Annotated in this window: 20 protein-coding genes and 4 tRNA genes; 21 read left to right on the top strand and 3 right to left on the bottom strand. The window is 40.6% G+C overall.

What is annotated here, in order from left to right; genetic code table 11:
• Window positions 1-243: 243 nt before the first annotated feature.
• From recA to luxS, 15 genes are all read left to right on the top strand, one after another.
• Window positions 244-1,281 (top strand): recombinase RecA, encoded by a 1,038-nt coding sequence (gene recA, locus CXF72_RS02445; RefSeq protein ID WP_101036642.1) that lies wholly within the window; start codon window positions 244-246, stop codon window positions 1,279-1,281.
• Window positions 1,282-2,093: 812 nt separating this feature from the next.
• Window positions 2,094-4,697: an alanine--tRNA ligase gene (alaS, locus tag CXF72_RS02435; protein WP_101036639.1), complete on the top strand. Its 2,604-nt coding sequence runs from the start codon at window positions 2,094-2,096 to the stop codon at window positions 4,695-4,697.
• 46 nt (window positions 4,698-4,743) lie between these two features.
• The gene (locus CXF72_RS02430) at window positions 4,744-5,976 is read left to right on the top strand and encodes an aspartate kinase (protein WP_101036638.1); all 1,233 of its coding nucleotides are present in this window, start codon (window positions 4,744-4,746) and stop codon (window positions 5,974-5,976) included.
• 97 nt (window positions 5,977-6,073) lie between these two features.
• Window positions 6,074-6,250, top strand: coding sequence for a carbon storage regulator CsrA (csrA, locus tag CXF72_RS02425; protein ID WP_101036636.1), 177 nt, complete (start codon window positions 6,074-6,076; stop codon window positions 6,248-6,250).
• A gap of 464 nt (window positions 6,251-6,714) precedes the next feature.
• Window positions 6,715-6,807: transfer RNA gene (locus tag CXF72_RS02420), tRNA-Ser, on the top strand.
• A gap of 19 nt (window positions 6,808-6,826) precedes the next feature.
• Window positions 6,827-6,903, top strand: a tRNA-Arg gene (locus tag CXF72_RS02415).
• Between the two features lie 62 nt (window positions 6,904-6,965).
• Window positions 6,966-7,042: transfer RNA gene (locus tag CXF72_RS02410), tRNA-Arg, on the top strand.
• A 79-nt stretch (window positions 7,043-7,121) separates the two neighbouring features.
• Window positions 7,122-7,198 (top strand) — tRNA-Arg (locus tag CXF72_RS02405).
• Between the two features lie 465 nt (window positions 7,199-7,663).
• Entirely contained in the window at window positions 7,664-7,915 is a 252-nt protein-coding gene (locus CXF72_RS02400) for an oxaloacetate decarboxylase subunit gamma (RefSeq protein ID WP_101036634.1), read from the top strand.
• Window positions 7,916-7,946: 31 nt separating this feature from the next.
• Entirely contained in the window at window positions 7,947-9,740 is a 1,794-nt protein-coding gene (oadA, locus tag CXF72_RS02395; protein WP_101036650.1) for a sodium-extruding oxaloacetate decarboxylase subunit alpha, read from the top strand.
• A 10-nt stretch (window positions 9,741-9,750) separates the two neighbouring features.
• On the top strand, window positions 9,751-10,881 hold the full coding sequence (locus tag CXF72_RS02390; protein ID WP_101036632.1) for a sodium ion-translocating decarboxylase subunit beta: 1,131 nt from the start codon (window positions 9,751-9,753) through the stop codon (window positions 10,879-10,881).
• Window positions 10,882-10,955: 74 nt separating this feature from the next.
• Entirely contained in the window at window positions 10,956-11,372 is a 417-nt protein-coding gene (locus CXF72_RS02385) for a YqaA family protein (RefSeq protein WP_232784858.1), read from the top strand.
• A 135-nt stretch (window positions 11,373-11,507) separates the two neighbouring features.
• Window positions 11,508-13,088: a glutamate--cysteine ligase gene (gene gshA, locus CXF72_RS02380; protein ID WP_101036630.1), complete on the top strand. Its 1,581-nt coding sequence runs from the start codon at window positions 11,508-11,510 to the stop codon at window positions 13,086-13,088.
• A gap of 244 nt (window positions 13,089-13,332) precedes the next feature.
• Window positions 13,333-13,947 carry a transglycosylase SLT domain-containing protein gene (locus CXF72_RS02375; protein ID WP_101036627.1) on the top strand — a complete coding sequence of 205 codons (615 nt, stop codon included), beginning with the start codon at window positions 13,333-13,335 and terminating at the stop codon, window positions 13,945-13,947.
• Between the two features lie 35 nt (window positions 13,948-13,982).
• The gene (luxS, locus tag CXF72_RS02370; RefSeq protein WP_101036625.1) at window positions 13,983-14,492 is read left to right on the top strand and encodes an S-ribosylhomocysteine lyase; all 510 of its coding nucleotides are present in this window, start codon (window positions 13,983-13,985) and stop codon (window positions 14,490-14,492) included.
• A 91-nt stretch (window positions 14,493-14,583) separates the two neighbouring features.
• On the opposite strand, the gene CXF72_RS02365 is transcribed toward luxS, so the two are convergent.
• Window positions 14,584-15,870, bottom strand: a complete 1,287-nt coding sequence (locus tag CXF72_RS02365) for an HlyC/CorC family transporter (RefSeq protein WP_101036623.1) — start codon at window positions 15,868-15,870, stop codon at window positions 14,584-14,586.
• Between the two features lie 389 nt (window positions 15,871-16,259).
• Entirely contained in the window at window positions 16,260-17,051 is a 792-nt protein-coding gene (locus CXF72_RS02360) for a cytochrome C assembly family protein (protein ID WP_101036621.1), read from the bottom strand.
• 493 nt (window positions 17,052-17,544) lie between these two features.
• On the opposite strand from CXF72_RS02360, the gene ffh reads away from it, so the two are divergent.
• The 6 genes from ffh to CXF72_RS02330 all read left to right on the top strand — a co-directional run bounded on the left by ffh (window position 17,545) and on the right by CXF72_RS02330 (window position 21,608).
• Window positions 17,545-18,921 (top strand): signal recognition particle protein, encoded by a 1,377-nt coding sequence (ffh, locus tag CXF72_RS02355; RefSeq protein ID WP_101036619.1) that lies wholly within the window; start codon window positions 17,545-17,547, stop codon window positions 18,919-18,921.
• 243 nt (window positions 18,922-19,164) lie between these two features.
• Window positions 19,165-19,413, top strand: coding sequence for a 30S ribosomal protein S16 (rpsP, locus tag CXF72_RS02350; RefSeq protein ID WP_011771605.1), 249 nt, complete (start codon window positions 19,165-19,167; stop codon window positions 19,411-19,413).
• Window positions 19,414-19,437: 24 nt separating this feature from the next.
• Complete coding sequence (gene rimM / locus CXF72_RS02345; protein WP_101036618.1) at window positions 19,438-19,965, top strand: ribosome maturation factor RimM; 528 nt, start codon at window positions 19,438-19,440, stop codon at window positions 19,963-19,965.
• Between the two features lie 19 nt (window positions 19,966-19,984).
• On the top strand, window positions 19,985-20,731 hold the full coding sequence (trmD, locus tag CXF72_RS02340; protein WP_101036616.1) for a tRNA (guanosine(37)-N1)-methyltransferase TrmD: 747 nt from the start codon (window positions 19,985-19,987) through the stop codon (window positions 20,729-20,731).
• 41 nt (window positions 20,732-20,772) lie between these two features.
• The gene (rplS, locus tag CXF72_RS02335) at window positions 20,773-21,129 is read left to right on the top strand and encodes a 50S ribosomal protein L19 (RefSeq protein ID WP_101036614.1); all 357 of its coding nucleotides are present in this window, start codon (window positions 20,773-20,775) and stop codon (window positions 21,127-21,129) included.
• Window positions 21,130-21,236: 107 nt separating this feature from the next.
• On the top strand, window positions 21,237-21,608 hold the full coding sequence (locus CXF72_RS02330; RefSeq protein ID WP_101036612.1) for a DUF454 family protein: 372 nt from the start codon (window positions 21,237-21,239) through the stop codon (window positions 21,606-21,608).
• Window positions 21,609-21,624: 16 nt separating this feature from the next.
• Here the strand turns inward: CXF72_RS02330 and CXF72_RS02325 are convergent, their stop codons facing one another.
• Complete coding sequence (locus CXF72_RS02325) at window positions 21,625-23,550, bottom strand: ATP-binding protein (RefSeq protein WP_101036610.1); 1,926 nt, start codon at window positions 23,548-23,550, stop codon at window positions 21,625-21,627.
• Window positions 23,551-23,780: the final 230 nt, after the last annotated feature.

Raw genomic sequence — 23,780 nt, 5'->3', positions numbered from 1 at the left:
CCTTGCGCTACTCGGTTTAATTGAGGCCGTTGCTATAGAATGATCAGGCGATACCCCTTGCGCTACTCGGTTTAATTGAGGGCGTTGCTATAGAATGATCAGGCGAATATACTGATTGCTCTAGGCTGATAATAAAAACATAAAAAGCACTTGATACTGTGTAAATCAACAGTATACTTAGCCATGAGCACTGAGTGCATATACAGTTAAATAAAAGTACGATCACACAAATCTGGAGATAAAATGAGTCAGGATAAAAACAAAGATAAAGCATTAGCTGCAGCTCTTGGACAAATTGAAAAACAATTTGGTAAAGGCTCAATCATGCGTTTAGGTGATGATGCAGCATCGATGGAAATTGATTCTGTTTCAACTGGCTCATTAAGTTTGGATGTTGCGTTGGGTATAGGTGGTTTGCCCTACGGCCGTTGTGTTGAAGTTTATGGTCCGGAGAGTTCGGGTAAGACAACCCTAACCTTACAAGTTATTGCCGAAGCGCAAAAACAAGGTAAAACCTGTGCATTTATCGATGCCGAACATGCACTTGACCCGACCTATGCCAAAAAACTCGGCGTGGATGTTGACAACCTGCTTATTTCTCAGCCGGATACTGGTGAGCAGGCATTAGAAATCTGTGACATGCTGGTGCGCTCTGGCGCCGTAGGAGTGGTGGTTGTCGATTCCGTTGCTGCGTTAACACCTAAAGCTGAAATTGAAGGCGATATGGGTGATTCTCACATGGGACTTCAAGCTCGTTTAATGTCGCAAGCATTACGTAAATTAACCGGGAACATCAAACAGACCAATACTATGGTTATTTTCATTAACCAAATCCGCATGAAGATCGGCGTTATGTTCGGTAATCCGGAGACGACTACGGGTGGTAATGCACTTAAGTTCTATGCTTCAGTGCGTTTAGATATCCGCCGTATTGGCGCGATTAAAAACGGTGAAGAAATTATTGGTAATGAAACACGCGTAAAAGTGGTTAAAAATAAAGTCGCGCCACCCTTTAAGCAAGCAGAGTTTCAGATTCTATACGGTAAAGGTATTAACCATTTCGGTGAGTTGGTTGATTTGGGCGTTAAACAAGAATTTGTTGAAAAAGCGGGTTCTTGGTACTCGTACAATGGCGCTAAAATTGGTCAAGGTAAGAGCAATGCAAGCCAGTATTTAAAAGACAACCCGGCATCAGCCGAAGAGCTTGAAGCTAAAATTCGCGAAGCGTTAATGCCGAAAGCAGAAGTCATTGAAGAAAAAAAATCTGCTGAAGAGGTTTAATTCAGTAAATTAAACCTGTATTGATATTTTATAGGCTACAAAAAAGGCGTGATATTTCACGCCTTTTTTGATCGCCCTATCGCCGTTTGTGACGACTAAGGCGATATTCATATTAATGATAAAAAGCATAAGTCTTAGACAAATATTATCGAAGCCGCCATTAATAGAATCAATTTTATTTTGTTATTAGTCTCCTTTCTTAATGGCAGTTAATTCAATAAAGGCTGTGCTTGAGATAATGATTCACTTCCTAATAAGCGCTATGTAGATTTTTGGCTCCCATTTTGACTGTCCCGTCATACTCCCAAAAAACAGTTCAGGTTAAAAATAATAGTGACAGAAGCACAAATGCTTTCATTATTAATGTAAATTAAATTGATCGTTATACCAAGTGCATTAAAGTGGTGATCTTGTATTGCGCCGGAAAAATTAACGCTAGCAAGGCATTAGTTGCAGGAAGTAGTTATTCTCCTTTCACAAAATCGTATGGAACGATTTTGAACAGCTTTAGCTGGCCACGAAGTGGTGAGGGACAGGATGTTCTGAATACAAAATCGTATGGAACGATTTTGAACAGCTTTAGCTGGCCACGAAGTGGTGAGGAACAGAATGTTCCGAATAAAACTCATAATGCAGATAGCGTTAATTTTAACCAGCAAGACTGATTATATTTTTAATGCATTTGGTATTCGTTAGCTTCTTTGCCCTTTTCAAGTGACATGCTATATTAAACCTCATTTATTTTTAACTTATTTGACGTTTTTTTATTGATCCATAGAATAACGGAACAGATACTTCATATGGAATAACTCATGATCAAATCAACTAATGAAATTCGCCAGGGATTTCGCGACTTCTTCGTTAATAAAGGCCACCAAAGTGTCAGTAGTGGTTCACTTGTCCCTCACGATGATCCCACCTTGCTGTTCACCAATGCCGGCATGAATCAATTTAAAGATACCTATATTGGTACCGAAAAAAGGGCTTATACCAAAGCCACATCGAGTCAATGCTGTGTGCGCGCCGGAGGTAAGCATAACGATTTAGACAATGTGGGTTACACCGCACGTCATCATACTTTTTTTGAGATGTTAGGGAACTTTAGCTTTGGTGATTATTTTAAGCGTGAGGCGATTGGCTTTGCGTGGGAATATTTAACCGTTGAATTGGGGCTGCCAAAAGATAAGTTATGGATCACTGTCTTTGATGAAGATCTTGAAGCCGAAAAAATATGGATCGAAGAGATAGGTGTGGATCCTAAGTGCGTATCACGTATTGGTGCAAAAGATAACTTTTGGTCAATGGGAGATACCGGTCCGTGCGGTCCTTGCAGCGAAATATTTTATGATCATGGTGAAGATGTTTGGGGCGGTCCTCCAGGTACACCCGGAGAAGATGGCGATCGTTATATCGAGATCTGGAATATTGTCTTCATGCAATACAATCGTCATGCCGATGGCACCATGGAAAATTTACCTAAACCTTCTGTGGATACGGGGATGGGGCTTGAACGTATCTCTGCGATCATGCAGAACTGCCATTCAAACTATGAGATTGATATTTTTCAGAGTTTAATTAAAAAAGTTGCCGAAGTAACAGGGGCAAGCGATCTGGAAGACAAATCTTTACGTGTTGTGGCTGATCACATCCGCTCATGCGGTTTCTTAATTTGTGATGGTGTAATGCCTTCCAATGAAGGACGTGGTTATGTTTTGCGTCGAATTATTCGTCGTGCAGTACGTCACGGTCATAAATTGGGTGCGAAGGACATTTTCTTCTTCAAAATCTATGACGAATTAATTAATCAGATGGGTGACGCTTACCCTGAACTATCCAAGCAACGTTTATTTGTGGAAAAAATATTACGCCGGGAAGAAGAGCAGTTTGCAAAAACGCTGGATCGTGGTTTACAGATCTTAGACGGTGAACTGGATAATATTAAAGGTCAGGTGATCCCCGGTGATATTGTTTTTAAACTCTACGATACATTCGGCTTTCCTGCTGATTTGACTGCCGATATTGCCCGTGAACGCGGTTTGACAATTGACGAGGCTGGTTTTGATAAAGCTATGGCTGAGCAGCGTAAACGTGCGCAGCAAGCAAATAATTTTGGCATAGATTACAATAAAACCCTGATTATCGATCAAAAAACTGAATTTATTGGTTATGAAACACTGCAAGGTGCGGCGACGGTCACTCACTTAGTGGTGGAGGGGGCTTTTGTTGATTCATTAAAAGAAGGTCAAAGCGGACAAGTTATTCTATCAACAACGCCATTTTACGCTGAAGCTGGTGGTCAATGTGGTGATGCTGGTAAGTTAATACTTACTAATGGCATATTTGTGGTGACCGATACTAAAAAATCCGGTGATGCATTTGTGCATAGCGGTTATATCAGCATGGGATCACTGAAGGTTAATGATAAAGTGCATGCAGAAGTTGATCCAGCCCGCCGTCAGTCTATCGCGTTACATCATTCTGCTACCCATTTATTACATGCGGCGCTGCGTAAAACCCTAGGTGAACATGTTACCCAAAAGGGCTCCTTGGTCGATGCGGATAAATTACGCTTTGATTTTTCCCATTTTGAAGGGCTGTCTGCGGACATTTTGTCTGAAGTGACTTTTTTGGTCAATGAAGCAATTCGTAATAACCATGAAGTTGTGACTAAATTAATGGACATAGAAGAAGCTAAGGCTTCTAACGCTATGGCCCTATTTGGTGAAAAATACGATGAAATGGTACGTGTTGTACAGATGGGGGACTTCTCAACTGAGTTGTGTGGTGGTACTCATGCCAAGCGGACAGGTGATCTGGGATTGTTTTTGATTCGCTCTGAGTCGGGTATTGCTGCCGGTGTTCGTCGTATAGAAGCGACCGTTGGAGTCGCTGCGGATCAGGTGATTTCGGAGTTACTCGTCGAAGTTGATAAAGCTTGTGGTCTGGTTAAAGGGGATCAGTTTAATTTAGGCGACAAAATAGAACAGCTTGTGGATCGCAGCAAATTATTAGAAAAAGAGGTCGCAGAGCTTAAAGCAAAAATTGCCAGTGCAGCGGGCGCAAATCTGATTGATAATGCCATTGAAATACACGGCGTAAAGGTTGTTATTGCAAATATCGAAGGAATAGATCCTAAATTATTGCGTGATAGTGTTGATCAAATGAAAAATAAAATGCAATCGGGTATTGTTGTTTTAGCAACCGTCGCAGCCGATGATAAGGTCAGTTTAATTGCTGGTGTGACTAAAGATTTAATCAAAAAAGTGAAAGCCGGCGAGTTAGTTAATCTTGTTGCCGGTCCTGTTGGCGGAAAAGGGGGCGGTCGTCCGGATATGGCCATGGCAGGAGGTAACAATCCTGCTGCTTTAACTGATGCACTCGCATTAGTGGCACCCTGGTTAAGTGATCGCTTGTAATAGGCAGATTTGCTATGTAAATAGCTTGAAGATATGGGAAATAACGATGGCATTATTAGTTCAAAAATATGGTGGAACCTCGGTCGGTAACATTGAGCGCATAAAAAGCGTGGCTGAAAAAATCAAAAAAACCAAAGAAGACGGTCATGATGTTGTGGTTGTATTATCCGCCATGTCGGGTGAGACAAATCGTATGATAGCGCTCGCAAAAGAAATAACAGCAAACCCAAGTCCTCGTGAAATGGATGTGTTATTAACCACTGGCGAGCAAACTACCATTGCACTTTTATCAATGGCATTACACAGTTTAGGTCTTGATGCCGTCTCTATGACAGGTGATCAAATCCGTTTAAAGACAGATGCCTGTCACAGTAAGGCGCGTATTTTAGATGTTGAAACAAAAAATATTAAGGCGCATTTAAAACTTGGACGGGTGGTTGTCGTTGCAGGTTTTCAAGGTCGCTCGGAAGCTAATGATATTACTACGTTAGGCCGGGGAGGCTCGGATACGTCTGCGGTCGCCATTGCTGCTGCCTTAAAAGCGGATGAATGCCAAATTTACACCGATGTTGACGGTGTTTATACAACTGATCCGCGTGTTGAACCCAATGCTCGCCGTTTAGATAGTATTACCTTTGAAGAGATGCTTGAAATGGCAAGCTTAGGCGCTAAGGTTTTACAAATTCGCTCAGTCGAGTTCGCTGGAAAATATAATGTACCACTTCGTGTCCTATCAAGTTTTAAAGATGGTGGCGGCACGCTAATCTGTTATGAGGAAAATAAAATGGAATCTCCCGTCATTTCCGGTATTGCGTTTAATCGTGATGAAGCTCGTTTAACCTTATCGGGTGTACCAGATCAACCGACCGTTGCAGCACAAATTCTCTCGCCTATTGGTGATGCGAATATCGATGTGGATATGATAGTACAAAATACGCTCGGTAATGGGAAAACAGATTTCACTTTTACCGTGCACCGTGACGATTATGAGCAAACCAAGGAACTATTAGAGAAGGTATGTGTCTCATTACATGCTGATAATGTTCAGGGCAATAAGGAAATAGCAAAAGTTTCTGTGGTGGGCGTTGGCATGTGGAACCATCCGGGTGTTGCTAAAATAATGTTTGAAACACTGGGGCAAGAAGGTATTAATATGCACCAAATTGCAACGTCAGAAATAAAAATCTCAGTGTTGGTTGATAGTAAGTATCTCGAACTTGCTGTGCGCGCATTACATAAAGCCTTTAAACTTGCTGACGACCCGACAGAAGAAAAATAAATTTTGGGATATGGTGCAGTAAAAACACAGGCAAGATAGCCGGTGCTGGTCCATACTTGATTTCAATGGATAGATTAATCCTAACAGGAGCTGGGGCATGCTTATATTAACACGCCGAGTTGGTGAAACACTGATGATAGGCGATAATGTTACCGTGACCGTTTTGGGCGTAAAAGGTAATCAAGTAAGAATTGGTGTAAACGCACCGAAAGAAGTATCGGTTCACCGCGAAGAAATTTATATGCGGATTCAAGCCGAAAAAAGCGATGAATAATCAATAATAAGAAGCAATAAACATATTATTCTTTTTAAAGGGCCTTTAGGCCCTTTTTTTTTGATTTAAAATGATTTTTAACCCGTTATACCAATCCGCATAAATATCTGACCTATCTTACTTGTTAAAATTAACGCTAGCGTCGTTGTTTTCAATCCCAATAGCCAGCTATTGCTCAATCAAACGTCTTGCTATCATTATTTTTTCCTTCGCAATTTTAGAGCATTTACTTATGCGGATTGGTATTAGTTGGAAGGCGCTGTCCAATTCCATCATATTGTCGGCTTAATTTGAAAGAGGCTCATCCGTTTCTAACTCTATGTCCAGACCCTTATGGGGTATAAAAGCTCGGATTGGGAAGCTAATTAACCGATTTAGTGCAATAAATAAGCAAACAGAATTGAGTTGTCAAAAAGTGTTTGACTTGTTTTTAGAACGCCGTACTATGTGCCCCACAAGACGACGGTGGGGTGGCCGAGTGGCCGAAGGCGCTCCCCTGCTAAGGGAGTAACGGGTTTGTAGCCCGTTCGAGAGTTCGAATCTCTCCTCCACCGCCATTTCTTGTAGATTCTTAAAGCGGGTGTAGCTCAGCTGGATAGAGTACCTGGCTACGAACCAGGTGGTCAGGGGTTCGAATCCCTTCACCCGCACCATCTTTTTTTGCAGAAAGTGGTGAGCACTAAGAATCAAAAATTAAAAACAAAAGAATATCGCGGCGGGTGTAGCTCAGCTGGATAGAGTACCTGGCTACGAACCAGGTGGTCAGGGGTTCGAATCCCTTCACCCGCACCATTCTTTATAAACTTACCCATGTAAGTTTTTTTGTTTTTAAGGGCTTTATAATATTAAATCCATTAATATTATACACTATGCGGGTGTAGCTCAGCTGGATAGAGTACCTGGCTACGAACCAGGTGGTCAGGGGTTCGAATCCCTTCACCCGCACCACTTTTAAGCACTGCCTCTAACTCAATATTTACAATCTTAAATCCCCTGTAATCTTTATAATTCATTAAGTTACAATAAAAACAAATTACATTTAGATCATAAAATTATCACCAAAATATATTTATATTTTTTCTACATTACTTTTCTTTTTTGTGTTGCACCTCTCTTTTTATAAAGTCTATGCCTCTATAGCGCTACGGATATCTGATTTTATAGAGCATACTGATATATGCTTTTATGGAAATACTGAATGTTTAAACTAACGGTTATGAACTATTCACATTTGAGGTAAAAAAAAGTACACTTAATATGCTGTTAAGGTGCTGTTTAATGCACTCATGTATATTAGGTTAGCTTTATATCAAGGAGTTGATAGATAAAAAACATTATTTTTGAATATTTATTCATTGTAAGGCGTTTATTAAATGTATCGATTAGATCAGTGTAGAAAAGGATAGAAGAACTATGGATATCACTCAGTTACTGTTTACCGCGTTGCAATTGTTGGGTCTTGGGATGGGCTTCGTCTTTCTGTTTTTAGGTTTATTGATGGTTATTGTCATTTTGATGGCAAAATATATGCCAGCAGAGCAACCTAAAAAAACGACTCAGCAAAATTCAGCGAAAAAGAACTCTACAGAATCTACAATTAATCCTGCAATAATAGCCGCTATCACCACGGCTGTGCACCAATATCACAAAACTAAAACCGCATAATAGGAAATGAAAAATGAAGGATCAAGTAAATATGTCTAAGCCTCTTGGCATCACTGAAGTTGTCCTACGCGATGCGCATCAATCATTATTTGCAACACGCATGCGCACCGAGGATATGTTACCTATTGCGGAGAAGTTGGATAAAATTGGTTTCTGGTCATTGGAAACATGGGGTGGAGCTACGTTCGATTCCTGTATCCGTTTCCTAGGGGAAGATCCATGGGAGCGACTGCGTGCTTTAAAAGCTGCCATGCCTAATACGCCGCAGCAAATGTTATTACGCGGTCAAAACTTATTAGGTTACCGCCATTATGCCGATGATGTTGTTGAAAAATTTGTAGAGCGAGCCCATACCAATGGTGTGGATGTCTTCCGCATATTTGATGCAATGAATGATGTGCGCAATTTTGAAACTGCGGTTAAATCTGCGGTTAAAATTGGTGCGCATGCCCAGGGTGCTATTTCTTATACCACTAGCCCTGTGCATACGGTTGATAACTGGGTCGATATGGCAAAACGCCTTGAAGATATGGGATGTCATTCTTTATGCATTAAAGACATGGCGGGTTTATTAAAGCCTTATGTTGCAGAAGAATTGATTACAAAAATCAAGGCAAGCACCAATATTCCATTAGCATTACATTGTCATGCAACGACCGGGCTCAGTATCGCAACGCACCAGAAAGCGATTGATTCAGGTATTGATATTATTGATTCTGCCATTTCTTCTATGTCGATGACCTATGGACATACTCCCACTGAAACACTTGTTTCAATTGTTGAAGGTGAAGCGCGCGATACGGGGCTGGAACTGCCTAAACTCGCTGAGATATCCGCTTACTTTCGTGATGTCCGTAAAAAATATGTGAAATTTGAAGGCGAATTAAAAGGTGTTGATCCGCGCATCCTGATTGCCCAAGTACCTGGCGGCATGTTAACTAACATGGAAAGCCAGCTTAAAGAGCAGGGTGCTGCAAACAAGATGGATCAAGTGTTGGCGGAAATCACCGCCGTGCGTAAAGATCTTGGTTATATTCCGCTGGTTACCCCGACTTCTCAAATTGTTGGTACACAAGCTGTTATTAATGTATTGATGGGTGAGCGTTATAAAAATATAACTAAAGAAACTGCCGGCGTGTTAAAAGGAGAGTATGGTGCAACACCTGCCCCTGTTAATGCTGAACTGCAGGCGAAAGTATTAGATGGCGGAACTGCAATTACTTGTCGTCCTGCTGATAATATTGCACCTGAGATGAAAAGTATCCAAGCAGAATTTAAGAAACTTGCTACTGAAAAAGGCATTAAAATTGCGCAACATGAAACCGATGATGCATTGATTTATGCTTTATTCCCTGAAATTGGTCTTAAGTTTTTAGAAAACCGTAATAACCCCGATGCATTTGAGCCCGTACCCAGTGCTGATGATCTTAAGCCAGCGGCAGCCAAGGCGCAGCCAGGTGCTGCTGAAACTTATTCAGTGGCGGTTGATGGGCAATTATATACTGTCCAAGTTGGTCCTGAAGGCAGTGTCGAGGGGATCGCACCAGGATCGCCGAGCGCAACCTTATCAGCAGCAACGGAAACAACAACGACAGCGACAGCGACAGTGATGAGCGAAGAGTTACCTGCACCATTGGCGGGTAATATCTTTAAAGTGTTAGTCAGTGAAGGTGAAAAGGTTGAGGAAGGAGATGTGCTATTGATAATGGAAGCGATGAAAATGGAAACTGAGATTCGTGCACCAAAATCAGGCGTGATCCAAGGCGTTTTTGTCAAAGAAGGTTCTTCTGTTGCCGTGGGTGAAACCCTGTTTAAAATAGCTTAAGGAAGATAACGTGGATTCATTAGCAACACTTTGGGCAGATACGGGTATAGCACATTTTGCATTTCCTGATCTGGTCATGATTGCTGTAGGTATTTTATTATTATACCTCGCAATAGTACGTAAATTTGAGCCGTTGTTGTTATTACCAATTGGTTTTGGTGCAATATTAGCAAACATACCGAATGCTGGTTTTACTGAGCCGGGCGGCATACTTTATTATATCTACCATGTAGGTATTGAAACCGGGGTTTTCCCGTTAATTATCTTTATGGGTGTTGGAGCTCTCACGGATTTTGGTGCTTTAATTGCGAATCCTAAGACCTTGTTTTTAGGAGCTGCGGCTCAGTTTGGTATTTTTACTACATTATTTGGCGCTATTTTACTTAATTTAGTGCCTGGTTTTGAATTTAGCCTGCAGGATGCTTCTGCGATTGCGATTATTGGCGGTGCCGATGGCCCGACTGCTATTTTCTTAGCATCTAAGCTTGCGCCTGATTTGCTTGGACCGATTGCCGTTGCCGCTTATTCATATATGGCACTGGTACCGTTGATCCAGCCACCTATTATGCGTGCTTTAACGACTCAAGCTGAACGTGAAATCAAGATGGAACAGTTACGTCCTGTCAGTAAGAGGGAAAAAATTATTTTCCCGATGGCTGTATTATTAATGACTATTCTATTTTTACCGGCAGCGACACCGCTTGTTGGCATGTTCTGTTTAGGTAACTTGATGCGTGAGTCTGGTGTTGTTGAGCGTTTAAGCAATACCGCACAAAATGAGCTTATTAATATAGTCACTATCTTTTTAGGCTTGGGCGTTGGTTCAAAGTTATCGGCAGATAAATTCTTAAATCTGGAAACCTTAGGTATTTTAGGACTGGGCGCGATTGCCTTTTCTATCGGTACCGCATCAGGTGTGCTAATGGCAAAACTGATGGGCAAATTTTCCAAAGATAAAATCAACCCGTTAATAGGTGCGGCAGGGGTTTCGGCTGTTCCAATGGCTGCGCGAGTTGCAAATAAGGTTGGTTTAGAGGCAAACCCTCATAACTTCCTATTAATGCATGCGATGGGGCCCAATGTTGCGGGCGTACTTGGTAGTGCCGTTGCAGCGGGTGTGCTTTTAGCAATCGTCGGATAACTTAGCTCTTCTATTAAGTTTTTGTATAAAGGCCACTTATTGAGTGGCCTTTTTTATGGGTAAAGGGGTTTTATTTGTGGTCTGAATTAATGGTTTTGCTGGTCAGTAGTTTTGTTTCTGCTACTTTATTTCCCGGCGGATCTGAATTGTTACTGATTTATTATGTGAAAAATAATCCGAGTGATCTCTGGTGGTATTTTAGTGCTGTGACACTGGGTAACAGTTTAGGTGCACTGAGCAGCTATTTTTTGGGTTTTTATGTCTGCGGTGGAATGCAACAAGCGAAGTCTAAGTACTTAAAAACGTGGGTATTTTGCCAGAAATATGGCCTGTGGGCCTTATTGTTAAGCTGGTTGCCGGTTGTGGGGGATTTTATTCCCCTGGCGGCAGGGTGGCTAAAACTGCCCATCTTTCGCTCTATTTTATTGATAACATTAGGTAAAGCATTGCGTTACGCCGTTATTACATTGGCCACACTGTCATTAATCTAAGCCTTTTTTTATCTTTCTACCCTGAGCGACACCTATTTATATGTTGTTTGACGCTTATTATTTTTTTGAACTTGTAAATGGTATCTTTATTAAGGTACTCTGCTGAGACTTTTCGTTATTTCAAAGGGTAAGCTCTTGTCTCTCAATTTTAATCAGCGTTTAGCTGTTTTTGAACAACAATCAGAATCTCTTGAAGGTTTTGGCCGCGGTATTGAACGTGAAGCTTTGCGTGTGACGTCCGATGGGGGCTTATCACAAAATAGCCATCCCTATGCTTTTGGCAGTGCTTTATGCCACAGTACTATTACTACTGATTATGCTGAAGGTCTATTAGAGTTTATCACTCCCGTCGCTAAAGATGTCGATCAGCTATTTGCCTATTTAAATGATGTTCACCATTATGCTGCTAAAAATTTAGAAAATAATGAAACATTATGGCCTATCAGTATGCCCTGTTTTATTAATAATGAAGACTCAGTTGAACTTGCCCAGTTTGGTTCATCTAATGTTGGTAAAATGAAAACAGCCTATCGTCAAGGGTTAAAAAATCGTTACGGCAGTATGATGCAGGTCATTGCCGGAGTGCATTATAATTTTTCCTTCCCGGATGTTTTTTGGGAGTCTTGGGCTGAAATCAATCAATCACCCTTAACCGGAAAAGAGGCTCAGTCTGCCGGTTATATGGGGTTGATCCGGAATTACTTGCGCTTTGGCTGGGTTATTCCTTATCTGTTTGGGGCATCTCCGGCACTTTGTAAATCATTTTTACAGGGTAAAAAAACCGCCTTCGAATTTAAAGAAGCGTGCTCAGGAACGCTCTATTTACCCTATGCAACTTCGTTGCGTATGAGTGACTTAGGTTATACAAGTAGCGCTCAATCTTCACTTGATATTTGTTATAACAGCCTTGATAAGTATATCGGTTCAGTGCGCCAGGCGTTAACCCAAAAAAATCCGGAATTTGTTGAGCTAGGTATCAAAGAAAATGATAAATATATTCAACTAAATGACAATGTACTGCAAATTGAAAATGAGCTGTATGCTTCGATTCGTGCAAAACGGGTGCAGAAAGAGGGTGAAACACCTTTACAGGCATTAGATGCGCGCGGTATTGAGTATGTTGAAATCCGCTCTTTAGATGTAAATCCATTTTCTGAAGTAGGTATAACAGAAGAGCAGGTAAATTTCTTAGATCTGTTTCTTACCTGGTGTGCGATCACTCCCTCTGAAAATATTTCTAAATTACAATCGGAGCACTTTTCGACAAATTTAAATAAAGTGGTGACGGAAGGTCGCCAGCCTAATTTAATGCTGGAAATTGATGGAAAAGAGCAGAATGTAGCGGCCTGGGGGGATTGGTTAACGGGGCAGTTAAAAGATCTTGCTGTGGTAATGGATAAAGAAAGTGCTTCAGATCGATATCAGAATGCCATTGCCCATATTGCCCCTCGCTTTGCTGCGCCAGAACTAACCAGTTCTGCACGCATTTTAAAAATCATTAAAGAGGGTCATTTAGATAATGGCCGATTAGCATTAAATTTATCGAAAAGTTATAAAGAGCAGTTAATAGGGCATAACTACCAGGTTTGGTCTGATGCTTTCTTTGAAAATGAAAAAATAATCTCTGAGAAAAAACAGAGAGAGATAGAAGAAAGTGACAGTCTTGATTTTGATGGATACCTGCACAACTATTTTTTAAATGCACAAAAAAAATAGTGACGATAAGGTTATAAAAACTTAAGTTATGACCCAAATGACCGAAGATGCAGAAATCTGCATCTTCAAGTTGTTTGGGTATAGCGATGTGTAAAACTAACCGATCTGTTTGTAGATGCGCTGTTAACAGCGGCATAATTGGCGTTGCATGTTCACCAATAGATCCTAAGATTAAGCGGATTGCTGCTACTCAATATAATAGATTTTTATAGGTTGGTTAAGCGTATTTTTGAAAGGATATTTAATGAAAATTAAACATAAATTAATATATTTAATCAGCGTCCTGATATTAACGTCATGTGCCACCCCACCCCCTAATAATCCAGATAATGTTTGTGATATTTTCACTGAAAACAGAGATTGGTATAGTGCGTCTAAAGAGATGAATGAAAAATGGGGCACCCCAATTCATGTTCCTATTGCAATAATGTATCAGGAGAGCAGTTTTAAGCATAATGCAGCGCCACCAATGCAATACTTCTGGTTTATCCCCATTGGCAGAGCAAGTGATGCCTATGGTTATGCTCAGGCTAAGACAATGACTTGGGATGATTATCAGCGCGAAACCGGCAATAGCTGGGCGGATCGCGATGATTTTGATGATGCCATCGATTTTATGGGGTGGTTTACCTATAAAACCCAGAAAATAAATGGCGTGTCCAAATGGGACGCTTATGGGCAGTACCTCAATTATCATGAAGGCTGGGGTGGCTATCAGCGTGCCAGTTATAGAAAAAAAACTTGGTTAACACGGGTCGCTAAAAAAGTGGATAACCGTGCCAATCAATATGCAAGGCAATTAAAAACTTGTCAGGATAATTTAGATTCCAGCTGGTTATGGCGGTTATTTTTCACTTAACCGTTGATTAAAGATATTTTCAAAAAGGAGTTCCAATGCCATTATTAGATAGTTTTACCGTTGATCATACGGTTATGAATGCCCCTGCGGTGCGCATAGCGAAGACCATGCAAACCCCGAGTAAAGATACCATCACCGTCTTTGATTTGCGTTTTACAGTGCCCAATGAAGGTCTTCTGTCGGAAAAAGGGATCCATACCCTAGAGCATCTTTATGCGGGATTTATGCGCGATCACTTAAATAGCCCCGATGTCGAAATTATTGATATTTCGCCAATGGGTTGTCGAACTGGATTTTATATGAGTTTGATAGGGAGCCCAAGCGAGACCGAGGTTGCCAATGCCTGGTTAGCGGCGATGCGTGATGTGTTAGCTGTAGAGCGTCAGGAAGAGATTCCTGAGCTTAATAAGTTCCAATGCGGGACTTATGCGATGCACTCGCTTGCCGAGGCAAAAGAAATTGCTCAAGCCGTTATTGATGCCGGCGTTGGCACTAATAAAAATGCAGATATCGCCTTGTCGGATGAACAATTAAAGCAGCTATAATAATAACTGCTGGCAATTGAACAATACTAAGATAGCAATCTAGATTGCTATCTTAGTATAAAAAAGCAGTCCGCCTTTTATGATGGATTTATCAGGACAAACTGTCTCTGGTTTTTTTGTAAAGCTGCGGCATCACTCTGACCAGTTTAACCTTATTGTTTTCTACTTCTAATATTTCCATAGGATAACCGCAGATACGCGCACTGATATGCCCTTTAGGTATCTCTTCAAGATATTCTAAAATCAAACCATTCAAAGTACGAGGCCCATCCGTTGGCAACTTCCAGCCCATCTCTTTATTGATATCGCGAATACCCAGACTACCTTCAATAATATAAGAATTATCTTTTTGCTTGTAAATTTCCTGCGAGCTGTGCGGCTCCTGTGTAGTCGTAAAGTCACCCACGATCTCTTCTAAAATATCCGCCAGTGTGACTAACCCCTGAATATCCCCATATTCATCTACGACTAAACCGATACGTTCTTTATTATGCTGAAATTTAATCAGCTGGGTATTTAAAGCAGTGCCTTCGGGAATGAAATATAATCCTCTCACGCTGCGCAACAGGCTTGTTTTTGTGAAATCTCCTTTGAGGAGTATCAAGAGCGAATCGCGCGCATGCACAAAACCTATCGCATCATCAATGGTATCCCGATATAAAAGCGTCATAGTATGAGTACGATGCTGTAACTGTTTGAGAATAGTCTCCCAATCATCGTTAATATTGATTGCGGCAATCTCATTGCGCGGAATCATTATTTCGTCAACGGTGACCTGTTCCAGCTCTAATATGCTCAGTAACATCTGCTGGTGATGCGCAGGAATCATTGAGCCGGCCTCATGCACCACTGAGCGTAATTCATCGCTTGATAGTGCTTGATCATCCGTGTGGTTAACATTGACACCAAAAATGCGTAACAGGGTATTTGAAATACCATTGATTAACCACACCAACGGGCTGAGTAATTTTTGTAATGGGCGCAAAATAAATGAACTTGGAAAGGCAATTTTTTCCGGGTAAAGCACGGCTAAGGTCTTTGGGGTCACTTCGGCAAAGATCAAAATAATTAAAGTGAGTATGCCGGTCGCCATAGCAATACCGGCATCACCAAATAAACGTTGACCTATGATGGTGGCAATCGCTGACGCTAAAATATTAACTAAATTGTTACCTATTAAGATCAGGCCAATTAGTTTGTCCGGTTCTTTGAGTAAGTTTTCAACGCGTATTGCTACTTTGTTTTTACCCTTTGCAAGGTGCCGTAAACGATAGCGATTTAATGACATCATGCTGGTTTCTGAGCTAGAAAAATAAGCTGAAATAATAATTAAAATTCCAAGGGTGATCAGTAATCCACTAGTGGGTATGACGTCCAAATGTCCTCTCTTTGTATTCAATAAAAAATTAACGGGTTTTAGGTCTGCGATAGTAGCGAAAAAATGAGCATAAAACAAAAACGATTATTTTAATCGGCTAAAAAGAGTCATTGAACCGCTTTTTTACCTCATTTATCAGCCCTGAAGTTGATTCTTCTCACTGAGAGTAAAGTAAAAAAACTGGATGTTAGGTTTAGGACAGTAGCGAAAAAATGACCATAAAACAAAAACGATTATTTTAATCGGCTAAAAAGAGTCATTGAAGCGCTTTTTTACCTCATTTGTCAGCCCTGAAGTTGACTCTTCTCGCTGAGAGTAAAGTAAAAAAACCGGATGTTAGGTTTAGGATAGTAGCGAAAAAATGACCATAAAACAAAAACGAGTGTTGTTTAGTTCAGTATAATTTCACGGACAAATCGACTGCCAAAATAGGCAAGGGTTAATAAAGAAGAGGCAATGATAGTAGTATAAACAATCAATTGTCCTCGCCAGCCTTTTGTATAATGTCCCCATAATAAAATCGCATAAACTATCCATGCGATTATCGACAGGATAGCTTTATGGGCATTGCCCTGCGCAAACATATCATCCAGGAAAATAAACCCGGTTATTAGAGTACAACTTAATAGAATAAAGCCAATAAGAATAAACTGAAATAAGATTTTTTCGAGGGTCATTAAAGGCGGCATATTGGTCATGGTTAAGGGGCGTTTATGATTTTTTAAGCGATAATTTATGTAGGCAAGTTGTAACGCTAACAGGCTGGCAATGCTCAGAATTGCATAGGCTAGTAGCGCTAAAAGAATATGTGAACCAATGGCCGGGTGTATTTCTAAATGGGTAATAAAATGGCTTGGAAAATGTGCAACGGCAATAAAATTCATAATATTGAACCCAAATATTACCGGTAACAAAACCCCCGTATTAAGGCGCTTACTCATTATCGCTGACAGTAAGGCGATTAAGAATCCAATTAAAGACACCACATTTAAGATCGGCAGGCTTTGCCCGTTGATTAAGAATATATTTTGATATAACCAAATCACGTGAGTAGAAAGTGCGATGATGGTTGATCCAATAAGCCACTTGTGAAAAGGTCTTGCCCGATTAAATAATATATTGACCGCTAAGCCACCACCGATCAAATAAAAAGTAGCTACAATAAATGCCCAGTAATCCATATCAACCCACTCTTGTTATTTATATTGCTGTTATTATAGTAACCCATCAATTGGTTATCTTCTAGGGTAACAATTGGACCGGCGTTCGACTTTTCCGCTTTGTCATAAAATTATTAGATATCAACATATTGTACCTGATAGCTTATTGATTTAAGGCGACCTAATTTTACCCCCCTTATTGTACGCTCAGCTTTACGCTTAAAGTAGTGAAAATCTCTTCTTTATTAATTGCTTGAGGTGTTGGAAGTCTCCCTTAATATTATGGCACAGGGATCATAAGGAGATGATCACTGCAAACGCCAGATAATCGGCTGTCATCTACAAATTACTCCACCTAATTAGTCAAATTGCTATCAGCGCTGGCTAAGAATGCTTTGCCGATTCTAATTGCTTGTTATTGCACGCGCAGGTCACGGTGAATCTGCATATTCAGGTAGTATGGGTATTGATAAGTGCGTATAATAAATTTTATTTTTAGCAACGAGAGCTGAGTATGTTTGAGAATTTAACCGAACGACTGTCGAAAACCCTGAAAAATGTCAGTGGCAAAGGACGCTTAACCGAAGATAATATTAAAGATACCCTGCGTGAAGTGCGTATGGCTTTACTCGAAGCCGATGTTGCGTTACCTGTTGTTCGTGATTTTATACAAGCGATAAAGACACGTTCTGTTGGACAAGACGTTGCTAAAAGTTTAAGCCCCGGCCAAGCTTTCATTAAAATTGTTCAAAATGAGCTTGAATTGGCAATGGGGGAAGTTAACGAATCATTAGATCTTGCCACTCAACCTCCGGCTATTTTATTAATGGCGGGCTTGCAGGGGGCGGGTAAAACAACCTCCGTTGCTAAACTTGGCCGATTATTAAAAACCCGCGATAAAAAAAGTGTGTTAGTGGTCAGTGCCGATATTTATCGTCCTGCTGCAATCAAACAGCTGGAAACACTTGCCGCTGAAGTGGGTGTTGAATTCTTTCCCAGTGATATTACGCAAAAACCGATTGATATTGCTAATGCGGCGATCGCTTACGCTAAAAAGAAATTTATTGATGTTGTGATTGTCGATACTGCCGGTCGTTTGCATGTCGATGGCGAAATGATGGATGAGATTAAAGATCTTCATCAGGCCATTAAACCTATTGAAACACTTTTTGTTGTTGACGCTATGACCGGTCAAGATGCAGCCAATACCGCTAAATCTTTCAATGAAACATTACCCTTGACGGGCATTATATTAACTAAAGCCGATGGTGATGCGCGCGGTGGTGCAGCACTTTCTATCCGTCATATTACGGGTAAACCGATTAAATTTATCGGTATGGGCGAAAAAGTGGATGCGTTAGAGGCTTTTCATCCAGAGCGAATAGCCTCACGAATTTTAGGCATGGGTGATGTTCTTTCATTAATCGAAGAGCTTGAAACCAAGGTAGACAAAGAAAAAGCGGAAAAATTGGCGCGTAAAGTTAAAGCCGGTAAGGGTTTTGATTTAGAAGACTTTCGTGAGCAGTTAATACAGATGAAAAGTATGGGCGGCATGACGGGCATGATGGATAAATTGCCGGGCATGGGGAAACTGCCTAGCGGTGTTAAAAATCAAGTTAATGATAAAAGTACCGATCAGATGGAAGTGATCATTAATTCGATGACCAAAAAAGAGCGCGGCAAACCAGAAATAATTAAAGGTGGGCGTAAACGCCGGATCGCAGCGGGCTCTGGTACACAAATCCAAGATGTGAATAGATTATTAAAACAATTCATGCAAATGCAGAAAATGATGAAAAAAATGTCGGGTAAAGGCGGCATGCGCAAAATGATGAGCAGTATGCAGGGTATGATGCCGCCTGGTGCGGGTGCGCCTCCAGGACGGAGATGATTTAAAAAAGAATCAGCGCTTTAATCTTTTTTATAGTCTACTCAATAAGCCCAAGTTGATTGTTTTTATAGTCTTCTTGGGCTTTTTTGATTCGTTGGATTGTGACTTTAGTCGCTTAACTGCGGTGAAAGTGTGATTTATATTGTTCTTTTGCCTGATAAGAGTATAATTTTGCAGCTTTCTACAAAAGCAGGTGGTCAGAATATTCTGGCTTACGACGTTTAATAATTAATAGAGGACGATATGGTAACTATTCGTTTAACTCGTGGTGGCGTTAAAAAACGCCCATTCTACCAAGTGGTAGTAACTGATAGCCGTAGCCCGCGTGACGGTTGTTTCCTTGAAAAAGTAGGCTTCTTTAACCCTACAGCACAAGGTCAAGCAGAAAGATTACGTTTAGATACAGATCGCATCAACCATTGGGTTGGTCTTGGCGCACAGCTAAGTGATCGTGTTGCTAAACTTGTAAAAGATAACGCAGTAGCTGCTTAATTGCAGTTAGGTGAGGGGAGTTCGGTGAGCAAAAAAGCAGAACCAATTGTAATCGGCAAGTTTGGTGCGGTTCATGGTATCAAAGGCTGGTTGAAAGTTCACTCCTACACCGATGATCCTGAAAGCATTTTTGAATATAAGCCTTTGTTAATGAAATCAAAAGGGCAGTTTCAAGAAGTTAATATAGCGGATTGGAAATGTCACAGTAATGGTTTTGTTGCAAAAATAGTCGGATTTGATGTTAGAGAAGAAGCACAAGCCTTAGTCGGTTTAGAGCTGCTCGTTGACTCAGATAAGCTTCCTAATTTGGAAGAAGACTTCTATTGGCGTGATCTAATCGGGTGTCAGGTTAAAACTGACAATGGCTACGATCTGGGTGTTGTCACCGAGATCATGGAAACAGGCTCAAATGATGTGCTTGTTGTAAAAGCCAACTCGAACGATGCTTTCGGACACAAAGAACGATTAATCCCGTTCATCGAAAAGCAAGTAATTTCCAATGTGGATATTACGAGCAAATTAATTCAAGTTAATTGGGAACCTGATTTCTGAATACCCTAGGAGAAAAGTGATGTGGATAGGGGTTGTAAGCCTCTTCCCGGACATGTTCCGGGCCATTAGCGACAATGGGGTAACAGGTCGAGCGGTAAAAAATAAGCTGCTTTCTATTCAATGTTGGAATCCTCGTGATTTTACTCTGGATAAACATAGAACGGTTGATGATCGTCCCTATGGTGGTGGGCCTGGTATGTTAATGATGGTGGAACCTTTAAGGGATGCCATTTTAGCTGCCAAACAGGCTGCAAAGGAAGCAGGGCACGAGGCAAAGGTGATTTATCTTTCTCCTCAAGGCAAGCGTTTAGATCATTGTGGCGCGCAGTTATTATCAGGCTCTGATGCTTTGATATTAGTGGCGGGGCGTTATGAGGGTGTAGATGAGCGTTTAATAGAAAGCCTGGTTGACGAAGAATGGTCAGTCGGTGATTATGTTTTAAGTGGTGGTGAGTTGCCAGCCATGATTTTAATTGATGCTGTGGTGCGTTTTGTACCCGGTGTGTTAGGTCATGTGTTATCAGCCGAGCAGGACTCCTTCGCGGATGGATTGCTTGATTGCCCCCACTATACGCGACCTGAGGTGTTAGATGGAAAACAAGTGCCAAGTGTATTATTAAGCGGTGATCATGAAAAAATTCGTCTTTGGCGATTAAAACAAGCACTGCAACGCACGAAACAAAGAAGACCCGATTTATTAAATAACCTAGCTCTGACTGACGAGCAAGCTAAATTGCTTGCTGCACTGGAAAGTGACTCCGACTGACCAGCGATGTTATTGGCTAACTAGGTAATAAAGGTATTAAAATGAGCAATATTATACAAGCAATTGAAAAAGAACAAATGCGTAGCGATATGCCTAAATTTGCACCAGGTGATACTGTTATTGTACGTGTTCGCGTAAAAGAAGGTGAAAAAGAGCGTCTTCAAGCATTTGAAGGTGTTGTTATTGCTAAGCGTAACCGTGGTTTACACTCTGCATTTACCGTTCGTAAAATCTCGTCGAATGGTGAAGGTGTTGAGCGTGTATTCCAAACTCACAGCCCAATTGTAGGAAGCGTTGAAGTTAAACGTCGCGGTGTGGTTCGTCAAGCTAAGCTTTACTACTTACGTGAACTTACTGGTAAGAAAGCGCGTATCAAAGAGAAGCTTGGTAAGAAGTAATTTCTTGTCAAATTGTCATACAGCAAAGCCTGTTTAGATTGGCTTTAGCTTTAAAAGCTCGCAGATTGCGAGCTTTTTTTTGTTCTTAATTAACCTAAAACAGCAAAATGCATAAACAACTTTATCGTTATCTGGTCATTTTTATCGGCGGCCTGAGTATTTTACTGGGCTTGTTGGGTATTATTCTGCCACTCTTGCCGACTACCCCTTTTTTTATTTTGGCACTGAGCTGTTTTGCTCGTAGCTCCCCTTATTTCCATCAAAAGTTACTAAAGACTCCCTACCTGGGCGCAACTTTGCAAGATTGGGAAAAACATAAAAAAATTGATAAAAAGCGTAAATCACAGATCTATTTAGTGGTGCTAAGTAGTTTTATGCTCTCTATATTAGTCCTAAGAGAATCTCTTTTATTACAATTATTACTGCTTTTAATCATGTCTGTTTTGCTGTTTTTTATTCACCGCATTGATGAAAAATAATCCCTGATAGATACTCTTAGCTACATAATAAAGGTAAACGTTCACTTTCTATATTGGGGTTAAATACCGGCAGAGTAATAATAAAACGCGTAAATAAACCCAGCTGAGATTCAATTTCTATACTGCCATGGTGCTGCTTAATAATTTGCGTGCAAATAGTTAAGCCAATTCCCAGACCAAAGTGTCCTTCTCTTTTTGTGGTGTAATTCAGTTCAAATATTTTATCCAGATTATGTGCCGGTACCCCAGGCCCATTATCTTCGATAATAACTTGAATGCTGGGTGCTTCATCATAGGGCAGGTAGACAGTAGATATTCTTATCATCCCGGTGTCACCCGTTGCATCTATCGCATTTGATATTATATTTGTCCATACCTGTTCTAACTCTATTGGATGACACTCAATTTTAGGTAATTGCTGGTACTCTTTAATGACGCTGTAATGCTTTAATTTATTTTCAAAGATAATTAAAGTCTCTTCCAGCCCCTCATGAATATCAGCCAGCTCTGAGACCGGACTATCTTGGGCTGCATAATGTTTTAAACTTTTAACGAGATCTGCAATGCGTGAGGCGCAGGCATTACTACTGCGTAAAATACTACCAACTTGATAGAATTTATCTAATAATAAAATACTTTCCCGTAAATTCCGGTTATTTTCCAGCGGGATCTGCTGATCGTCTAAGTCCATGTTGATTAAACATTTGGCGAGCTTTTTATCCTTTATTTTAGGCAGTAATTGTTTCGTTCTTTGGCGAATTTCTAAGGTTGACAAAGGTACTAAGCTCAAACCCTGCTGCAGGGTTCGCCGTGCAAGTTGAGAAAAAGGGGTGTTATCATTACAACCGAGCAGGGTAAATATAAGTTCTTTTAATGAATCTGAGCCACGTAAAATGGCGGCGACGGGATTATTAAGTTCATGGGCAACACCGGTAACTAATTGCCCTAATACCACCATTTTTTCACTTTCGATAAGTTGATTGTAAGCAAGGTCTAAAGATTCCAGAGTTTCCTGCAGGGCAAGTTCAGTTGATATGCTATGTTGTAAACGGCGGTTGAAATTACGCAGTAATAAATTAGTGAAAGGGGCTAAAAGTGCTGTGTTTGATTGCATAATTTGTGAAAAAATAGTGTTATCAACTTTCAAAACTTCTGTTTCAACCAGAGTAATACCGGTACTAAAAGCAGGTTCTCCAGTTAAAAAGGACATACCACCCACCATAGTACCCGCCTGCATAATAGTAATATCCTGAATCTCTCCATGGGCATTACGCTTCTTAAGTAATACTTCTCCCTTGGTAATAAACCAAAGAAAACAATTTTTTTCACCTTCGCGAGTGAGTATATGATTTGTGCTGTAACGACGGCGAATTTTATACTGATCACCTGTTTCTAATACTTTATATAAGGATTTTATTACCAAATGGGATAGTTCAGAGTCTGAATAAAGAGAATAATCAAGAAATTTTTCTTTGAAACTTGAGGAATTAGACAGCTCAGGTTTATTCAATAAGCGGGTTGTATCAACAATACTGTTTTTGGGGAATAGCTGACGCTGCTGATGGTTTATTTTATAACGGCTTACCTGCTGTTGAATAACAGTGATCAGTTCCTGCGCTTGATAAGGTAAAGTTATAAAATAATCGATATGGCCCTGATTGATATAATCAATAAGCTCGGTGGCGCAAGGAGTCGTAGCATAAACAATTTTACCCATTGTGTTGGATTGCGATCGCTTTAAAATTGACATCGCATTGCCATCTGCAAATGTTTGCGCACAAAGTATTAACGCTATATTTTGCTTATTTTGTAAGATCAACTGCTCTGCTTGAAATAAGCTTGTCGCTTGCAGTAATGTTAAACGTGTCTTTAAGGGCTGAAGATCTTCAATGATTTGAGCAAGGCGCTGTGGATCACTATCTGCACATAGCATAGTTAACATAGGCACAGTCTCTAGAAGTAATATATTACTGAGTATATACCCATGATACTTCAAGATGTAAAGTCAGCAAGGAAAATGGTGCCGAGATGCTAGGCATAAAATTGAAGGTTAGTTATTCTACATAGAGATTTTATAACAAAGCAGATTGGTACAATTTTCCTTGCCCTACGGGGCGCTAGCTCGAAAACCAGCGCTGCGTTGCACCAATCGGAAAGGGAATAACCATTACC

Origin of the sequence: Psychromonas sp. MB-3u-54 (assembly GCF_002836415.1) — a bacterium.
Lineage (GTDB): Bacteria > Pseudomonadota > Gammaproteobacteria > Enterobacterales > Psychromonadaceae > Psychromonas.
This window is presented reverse-complemented; position numbering and strand designations above follow the sequence as displayed.